At 51.8% G+C, this 6274-nt stretch carries 11 protein-coding genes and 1 pseudogene; 6 read left to right on the forward strand and 6 right to left on the reverse strand.

From position 1 onward, the window contains the following. From KB557_RS08300 to KB557_RS08325, 6 genes are all read left to right on the forward strand, one after another. On the forward strand, nucleotides 1-592 hold a 592-nt coding region (locus KB557_RS08300; RefSeq protein WP_255133158.1), incomplete at its 5' end, for a DUF4055 domain-containing protein. Then, complete coding sequence (locus tag KB557_RS08305) at nucleotides 589-1119, forward strand: hypothetical protein (protein WP_255133160.1); 531 nt, start codon at nucleotides 589-591, stop codon at nucleotides 1117-1119. The genes KB557_RS08300 and KB557_RS08305, both read left to right, overlap by 4 nt. Continuing rightward, nucleotides 1120-1785 carry a hypothetical protein gene (locus tag KB557_RS08310; RefSeq protein ID WP_255133162.1) on the forward strand — a complete coding sequence of 222 codons (666 nt, stop codon included), beginning with the start codon at nucleotides 1120-1122 and terminating at the stop codon, nucleotides 1783-1785. Between the two features lie 95 nt (nucleotides 1786-1880). Continuing rightward, nucleotides 1881-2144, forward strand: coding sequence for a prevent-host-death protein (locus tag KB557_RS08315; protein ID WP_255133165.1), 264 nt, complete (start codon nucleotides 1881-1883; stop codon nucleotides 2142-2144). After that, nucleotides 2114-2563 carry a PIN domain-containing protein gene (locus KB557_RS08320; protein ID WP_255133167.1) on the forward strand — a complete coding sequence of 150 codons (450 nt, stop codon included), beginning with the start codon at nucleotides 2114-2116 and terminating at the stop codon, nucleotides 2561-2563. Before KB557_RS08315 ends, KB557_RS08320 begins: the two co-directional genes overlap by 31 nt. Before the next feature lie 71 nt (nucleotides 2564-2634). Beyond that, entirely contained in the window at nucleotides 2635-3555 is a 921-nt protein-coding gene (locus KB557_RS08325) for a hypothetical protein (RefSeq protein ID WP_255133169.1), read from the forward strand. Nucleotides 3556-3602: 47 nt separating this feature from the next. Here the strand turns inward: KB557_RS08325 and KB557_RS08330 are convergent, their stop codons facing one another. From KB557_RS08330 to KB557_RS08355, 6 genes and pseudogenes are all read right to left on the reverse strand, one after another. Next, complete coding sequence (locus tag KB557_RS08330) at nucleotides 3603-4103, reverse strand: GNAT family N-acetyltransferase (protein ID WP_255133171.1); 501 nt, start codon at nucleotides 4101-4103, stop codon at nucleotides 3603-3605. Continuing rightward, nucleotides 4100-4414, reverse strand: a complete 315-nt coding sequence (locus KB557_RS08335) for a DUF1778 domain-containing protein (protein WP_255133173.1) — start codon at nucleotides 4412-4414, stop codon at nucleotides 4100-4102. Before KB557_RS08335 ends, KB557_RS08330 begins: the two co-directional genes overlap by 4 nt. A 137-nt stretch (nucleotides 4415-4551) precedes the next feature. Beyond that, nucleotides 4552-5058 carry an aromatic acid exporter family protein gene (locus tag KB557_RS08340; RefSeq protein WP_255133177.1) on the reverse strand — a complete coding sequence of 169 codons (507 nt, stop codon included), beginning with the start codon at nucleotides 5056-5058 and terminating at the stop codon, nucleotides 4552-4554. Nucleotides 5059-5457: 399 nt separating this feature from the next. Beyond that, a complete protein-coding gene (gene brnA / locus KB557_RS08345; RefSeq protein ID WP_106500732.1) occupies nucleotides 5458-5691 on the reverse strand; it encodes a type II toxin-antitoxin system BrnA family antitoxin in 234 nt (77 codons plus the stop codon). Beyond that, nucleotides 5678-5941 (reverse strand): BrnT family toxin, encoded by a 264-nt coding sequence (locus KB557_RS08350; protein WP_255133179.1) that lies wholly within the window; start codon nucleotides 5939-5941, stop codon nucleotides 5678-5680. The genes brnA and KB557_RS08350 overlap by 14 nt, the downstream gene beginning before the upstream one ends. Before the next feature lie 60 nt (nucleotides 5942-6001). Next, nucleotides 6002-6274: pseudogene (locus KB557_RS08355) on the reverse strand (hypothetical protein); the annotation flags it as partial.

The raw sequence follows: 6274 nt of genomic DNA on the forward strand, positions 1-6274 counted from the left end.
TCAATACTTAAACCACTTCCGCTGCCAAAGCGATTACCAAGAACTGCTTTATCGCACGGCCCTACCAGTGGGTGTACGCACAGGTGTAGCTGGACCAATGGGCAGCAGCTCCGCCAGTGAGCCAGTGGTGCTGGGACCCAACAGCGTCATTGACCTGCCAGAAGGTGCCAGCTTTCAATTTGTTGAAATCCAAGCGCGTTCGTTAGCGGAACATCGCAGCTGGCTGGAGCTGCTTGATCAAGGTATGCGCCGTGATGCCTTGATCCCTTCTGGCGCCCAGGGTGCTCCACGGACGGCCACTGAAATATCAATGGCTGCATCACAGGCCTACGCCCTGCTGCAGAGCCAGGCAATTCAGAAAGCCTCGATGTTTTCATCATTACTGCAGCACTGGTGCGCCATTACAGGAGAAGCACAGCCTGATAACGATGGGCCTGCACTAATCGTGGCAATTAGTCCTTTGGCACCAGCTCCAAAACCACAACCAACGGTGGCTGAAATGCTGCAGCTGCAGGAGAAGGGAATTATTAGCGAGCAGGCATTGCGGCAATGGCTGGGGGATCTGGCTGGTGTGGCACCAGTTACTAAATGAGCAGTAGCAGTAATTGGCCCGCTTCTAGCTGGCAGCCGTCTGATCAAGAAGCAATCCGCCAGTGCTTGGCGCTACCTGCAACGGTGCCCTGCCTTGATGCAATCAGCCGCTCGATGGCTGAACTTGAGCAATGGCATCCATCAGGTGTAGTAAGCGCAAGGGCTTTATTAGATGCAGTAGCGCTTATTGATCAGCAGTTGATATCTGGCAGCTTGGATATGGAGCAGGCAATCCAGAAGAAATCAACATCAGGGCCAATAGCTACATCTGTTGCAGCAACAGGTGATGCACCATTACAAAAAGCAGATGTGATCGCTTATGACACATCTTTATTACGAGAAGAAATAGAAACTACTTACGCCAATCCAACATCGATCAGCACACAATTAATCACACAACGCAACCGTTATGCGACTCAACTTCTTTTGCTCTTGCCACGCCTAAAAAGCTGGGTTGATTTTACTGCAACCAATAGTCAATCCATCGGGGGTGCCCCTCTGGGCTACGTCACTGCCCGGAGGGGTTAAATGCCAAGACCCACAGGGCCAAGACCCATAGGGCCAAGACCCATCAGCCCAAGATCCTGCAACTCCAGCCGCGCAGGGGTTATTGGGGTAGCCCCTGGTGCAACCCTTGGCTGGGATTCAAGTCCGCTTGAGCCCTTTGCTAATGCAAGGCTTTTACTTAATGAAAATGCTCGTCCTGGTGATATAACAACACCTGTTATTGCTACTCATGTAATTGAATGTCTATTAGAGCGGGCGCAATATATTACAGCAAAACTAAATACTACCGGGGTAGAAACTGGTGATTTTACATATAATGGCTATATAACAAGAGCAGCAAAATTATCAGCTACGCCTGGTTTTTCTTGGCTTAGTAGTGAATTAATTTGGCAGCAAAATGGGCGTCGTGTTGCATCTGTATCTGCACCTCGATCTGTTGCCTACCCAACAGCACAAGCGATCTCAACTGTTGTTGCTCCATGTGATGGCTTGATCTGGCTTGGTGATCTGTCGTTACTTAATCCTGCGGGTAATCCTGATGTTGATCCCTACGCGCAATACACAAAATTTGCAGTACTGGAATTTGGCGCCCCTTATAACGATGGCGGTATAGGTGCTCTAGTGCAGCTTTTGATTGGTGAGAGGATTTATGGAACGCTTACCCCAAACATTGACGTGCGGCAATAGGAAATAAGCATTGCCGTAATGAGCTGCCAAGCCACTAAGAAGCAAAAAGGGCAAGCAAGCCTTAAGATGTGTACACATTTTAACGAGCAAGGGCCGTGGCTAGTCGCGTCGGCATTCGTGAGCTGAGGGCACAGCTGGCCTCCCGTCTTGAGTCGGCTACACCGATCGAGGTCACTCGACACGGTCGCACCATTGGCCTTTATGTACCTCTGCCCCAGCAGGGTGAGCTGAGTGATCGCGAACGGCTGCTAGAAGCGGGCCGCCTGATGCAGGCCGAACTTGAGCGCCTCGGCCTAAGTGAGGATGAGTTAAGTGCCGATTTCAAGGCTTGGCGAAAACAACACCAGCAGAAGCTCTAACGGTGGAACGCAAACGGCTGGTACTTGATGCAAACATATTGATACGTGGTTGTCTTGGTTTGCGGGTGAAGTGCTTGATCGCCACATATGCCGATCAAGTGGACTTTTACGTTGCCGAGTCCAATGTGACCGAGGCTGCGCACTACATCGCTGAGTTAGCAAAAAAGAAGCGGCTTGATGTAATTACATGCACAGATACTTTGCTGAGCCTGATGCAAATTGTTCAGCAGATGGGAGACACAATGCTGGAGTCGGCTAGGGAGGAAGCCCTAACAAGAATCCGTGACCCCAATGACTGGCAGGCCCTGGCACTGGCATTGCAACTGGAGTGTGCCATCTGGACGGAGGATCAGGATTTCTTTGGCACCGGCATTGCAACTTGGACCACCAATACGGTGGAGATATATTTGAAAAGTTGATTGATACCTCGGCAATAGGAAATAAGCAACACCGTGATGGGTTGCTATTCCACCGGCAGCCGAGACGGGTCATGACTACACAGCTCTCAAACAATGACCAGACTTATTCCGCCATTGGCGACAGCCAAGATGCTGCTGATCTATTAAGCAACGACCAGGAATCCACCCTCAAAGGCTCAGACAGCCAGGGGTCACAAACCCAAAGCTCAAAGACCCAAGCTTCACAGAACCAAGGGGCGATGACCCGAGCAGAAGCTAGTGACACCACTGCTGGGGTAGCTGGCCCTGCAAGCCATAGCAAAGATGGCCTTACAGAAGCGCTTAAGTCTGAACGGCGCCGCAGCAACCAGCTAGAAAAAGATTTACGCGGGCTGAAACAACAACTGAATCGTTTCTCTGAAATAAATCCAGAGGAATACTCAAGGCTGCAAGAAGCTGAACGTCAAAAGCAATTGCTAGAACAGCAAATTGAATTACGCGAACGTCAAATGGAAGAAGCATCTTCCAAAAAGGTGCTCGCTGCTATTACAGAACGTGATGGTGCCCAAGCTTTAGTGCTGGCCCTGCGTAAGGAACGCCTGCTTGAACGTGCCTTTTCAGAAGCAGAAGGCCGCACTGGTGGTGATAGCCGTGGCACCTTTTTTGATGTTTTTAAAGGTCAATTAGATGCAAGCTTTAGGCTATGCACCAGTAAAGATATAAATACCCCAGATAGTCTTGAACCACTGGATGGCAATGGGCAGCCGTTACTTGGAGAAGATGGCCGGCCAATGAGCGTGAATGATTTTCTTGATCAGTTGCGTATCCATCCGGTTTATGGCTTCCTATTTCAACAACGCGGTGCAATTAGTTCTTTTGGTCCTGGTGTAGGCCCCGCACTTGCTGCTAATCCTTTTGGGGAGGTAATAAATCCGCAATCGATGACAGCAGCAGAACTGTATCGCGCTTCTTTTGCTAGCCCTACTGCAAAAAAAAGAGCCCTAGCTCTTTAATAACAAGTAGTGCAAATAAAAAGATTTTACTTTTTTTCGCACTGGGGTTAGATAAGGGACATGCTCTGCAGATCCTTCAGCAACACAAAAAGGTGCAGCGGATCACTCGGCGAGGGCCGGAAGCCGAAATGTTCGTAGAAGCCTCGTGCCCGTTCGTTTTTGGCATGGACAGCCAGCGCGCGGATACCGGCAATTTCTGCAGCCGCCAAAGTGCGGCCGATGGCATCTTTCAGCAGGGCGGCGCCAAGGCCTTGCGCTTGGTGATCCACCGCTACGGCCAGCCGGGCCAGCACCATCAGCGGGATCGGATGGCGCGCCAATCCCTTGCCGATGCGCTCGGGTGCCTGCTCCGGATTTACCTCACCCACCACCAGGGTGTGGAAGCCCACAACCGCATCTGCCGCCAACACCACGTAGGTGCGGCTGGCTCGGGCCCGTTGGTTTGCCAGGGCGAAACGAATTAAGAAGCGGTTCAGGGCATCGTCGCCACAATCAAAGCTCTCCAGGGAATGGCTGGCCTGGAGTGGTTCGATCCGATACCGGCTCACCCAGCGCCACCAGCATTTAGCTCTGCAGCAACGTTCGCTTCTAACAGGCTGGGCTGCTGCAGCAACCGCGCCAGACGTGGATGCGCCTGGGGAGCTGCATCAAGGGCCGAGACAAATGCCTGCCAACGCTCCGAATCAAGCTGGAAGTTTTGACGGTCGACCAGGGTTTCGGCCGCACTGGCCAGAGCACTCTCCAGCACGAAGTCGGTAACGCTGCGCTGGGCAGCAGCGGCAGCCCGCTGCAGGGTTTGCTTGGCCTCTGATGTCAGCCGCAGGTCCAGTTTCTCAGTCCGCAAAGTCGATAACGCCATCACTGCACCTAGAACCCCTTCCACTTTAAGCCCACACGCCAGACATTGTCATGACAATTGCGACTGAATTTCTCTTTTTCTTGGTCTCGCCGCCTGACAGGGCATGTAAAGGCTCTTGATTAGTAGTTATGTGGGCTTCAAGAATCGCCACCGGCCTGGTTGATTGCGCTTGGCCAAACTCTCGCCGCGAGCACCGCAACGCCGGTGCCGATGCCTGATTCAGCCAAGCGCAGTAGAGCATTAAGCCCAGGACTCAGCTTTGGATCCAGGCTGCCGGTAACCATCACAACGATCACGGTGATAGCTGCTAAGCGGCCATGACTAGGTATTTTTATCGCTGCGCAAAGCGCAACGGTGGCGAAGATTGCCACGGCCATGCCCAGAGGGTGAAAGGGCAGCAGCGTGAGGTAGATGGCACTGGTGCCGGCGCCGATGGCTGAACCCAAAATTCGCAGCGAGGCTGAGGATGTTGTTTCTTTGCGGGTGGCCTGGGTTACCACGATCGCTGAGATCGCCGACCAAAGCCCGCCTATTTTGGGTAGGTAGCCAGGGAACAGATCCGTAAACCAGTAGCCAAGTAAGTAAGCCACTAAAGCTGCCGTAGCGATTTCAGCGGGGATACGCAGACGCTCTGCTTTATTCATGATTCAGGCCCACTTCACTGGTTATCGAATCGCTTTCTAACGGCAGATGCCAGCTTGGCGAAGCAACGATCGATCCTGCTAGAGCGCTACACCTTTGAGCAGGATCGCCCTAAGCCATTCCTCCCCGCCTTAAAGGAAGATGCTCCCTGGCTGCAGACTGGTTGCCTCGCCCCTGTGGGGTTCTGGTGTGGCTTGATCAATAAATATCCTTAGATAATTCAAATGCTCCTTACTTGAAATAACAGTTGTTATTGGGATATCAGCTGTAATTCAATGAACAGCAAGGCTGTAAGCAATTACTAAATTGTTTTGTTATGCCCCCAAAGGGTTCAAATAAAAAGACATCAATTTTGCTGGCGCTGACGGAGGTAAATGCATTATTCAGTTAGTGCATTGATTTCAGCTGGACGCAGTGCTGTGTTCCAATCGCTCAGCGAGCCAAATCTTGATGATCGACTGCCTTGTTACGCCAAGGCGGGTGGCCTCACGATCGAGTTGCTCCACCATCCAAAAAGGGAAATCAACATTTACGCGCTTTTGCTGTAGGCGCGGGCGCGTGGCGGAGTCGAGATCGAGTTCGCCGATCACGGCATCCCCAGCATCAAAGCGACGATCGAATTCAGAACTGTTCATAAAGCTGTACCTCTTCTAGACGTGAGCGACGGACAGAAATGAGACGAATAGCCTGGCTGCGGTGGGTGATCACAGCTGACCAGTGCTTGCCATGGATCTGAGCAATAACAAGAAATCGAGGCTCATCCGTTGTTCGAGCTGGAATCTCCAGCAGATCGGGATCGCTCCATAGAGCTTGGGCATCAACAAAGTTGATGCCGTGCTTCTCCTGGTTGGACTTGCTCTTGATCGGATCGAATTCAAAGTCCATAGAATACAAAATCTATACCTTTTTTATCCAAAAGAGCTAGTTGCTTTGTTTGGTTACGGTTCAAGCTGCCAGCTGTTGGTGCTGCGCCATAAACGTCTTGATCCAATCATGGTGCTGTCGCTGGCAGATCAAATCAGCGATCGATGTGGCATCGGCCGGCACTTGAAAATGCTTGCGGAACGCCTTGGTGAAACCCTCAAGAGCAGGGCGGGGCAATCCACGCACGGTGGAAAGGATCTGCTTGATAGTGGCGGGATCTATGAGTTCAAGGCCTACATCTGCCGGGGGCTCAACAGCAGTAGTAGTAAGTTTTGACGGCGCTACTTGGTGGCC

This window comes from Synechococcus sp. Cruz CV12-2-Slac-r, assembly GCF_024346075.1.
In the GTDB taxonomy this organism is placed as follows: Bacteria; Cyanobacteriota; Cyanobacteriia; order PCC-6307; family Cyanobiaceae; genus Synechococcus_D.

Coding starts and splice junctions, on each gene's coding strand:
- KB557_RS08335 (WP_255133173.1), bottom strand. CDS start 4,414: ATGGCGTTATCGACTTTGCGGACTGAGAAACTGGACCTGCGGCTGACA.
- KB557_RS08310 (WP_255133162.1), top strand. CDS start 1,120: ATGCCAAGACCCACAGGGCCAAGACCCATAGGGCCAAGACCCATCAGC.
- KB557_RS08305 (WP_255133160.1), top strand. CDS start 589: ATGAGCAGTAGCAGTAATTGGCCCGCTTCTAGCTGGCAGCCGTCTGAT.
- brnA (WP_106500732.1), bottom strand. CDS start 5,691: ATGAACAGTTCTGAATTCGATCGTCGCTTTGATGCTGGGGATGCCGTG.
- KB557_RS08340 (WP_255133177.1), bottom strand. CDS start 5,058: ATGAATAAAGCAGAGCGTCTGCGTATCCCCGCTGAAATCGCTACGGCA.
- KB557_RS08325 (WP_255133169.1), top strand. CDS start 2,635: ATGACTACACAGCTCTCAAACAATGACCAGACTTATTCCGCCATTGGC.
- KB557_RS08350 (WP_255133179.1), bottom strand. CDS start 5,941: ATGGACTTTGAATTCGATCCGATCAAGAGCAAGTCCAACCAGGAGAAG.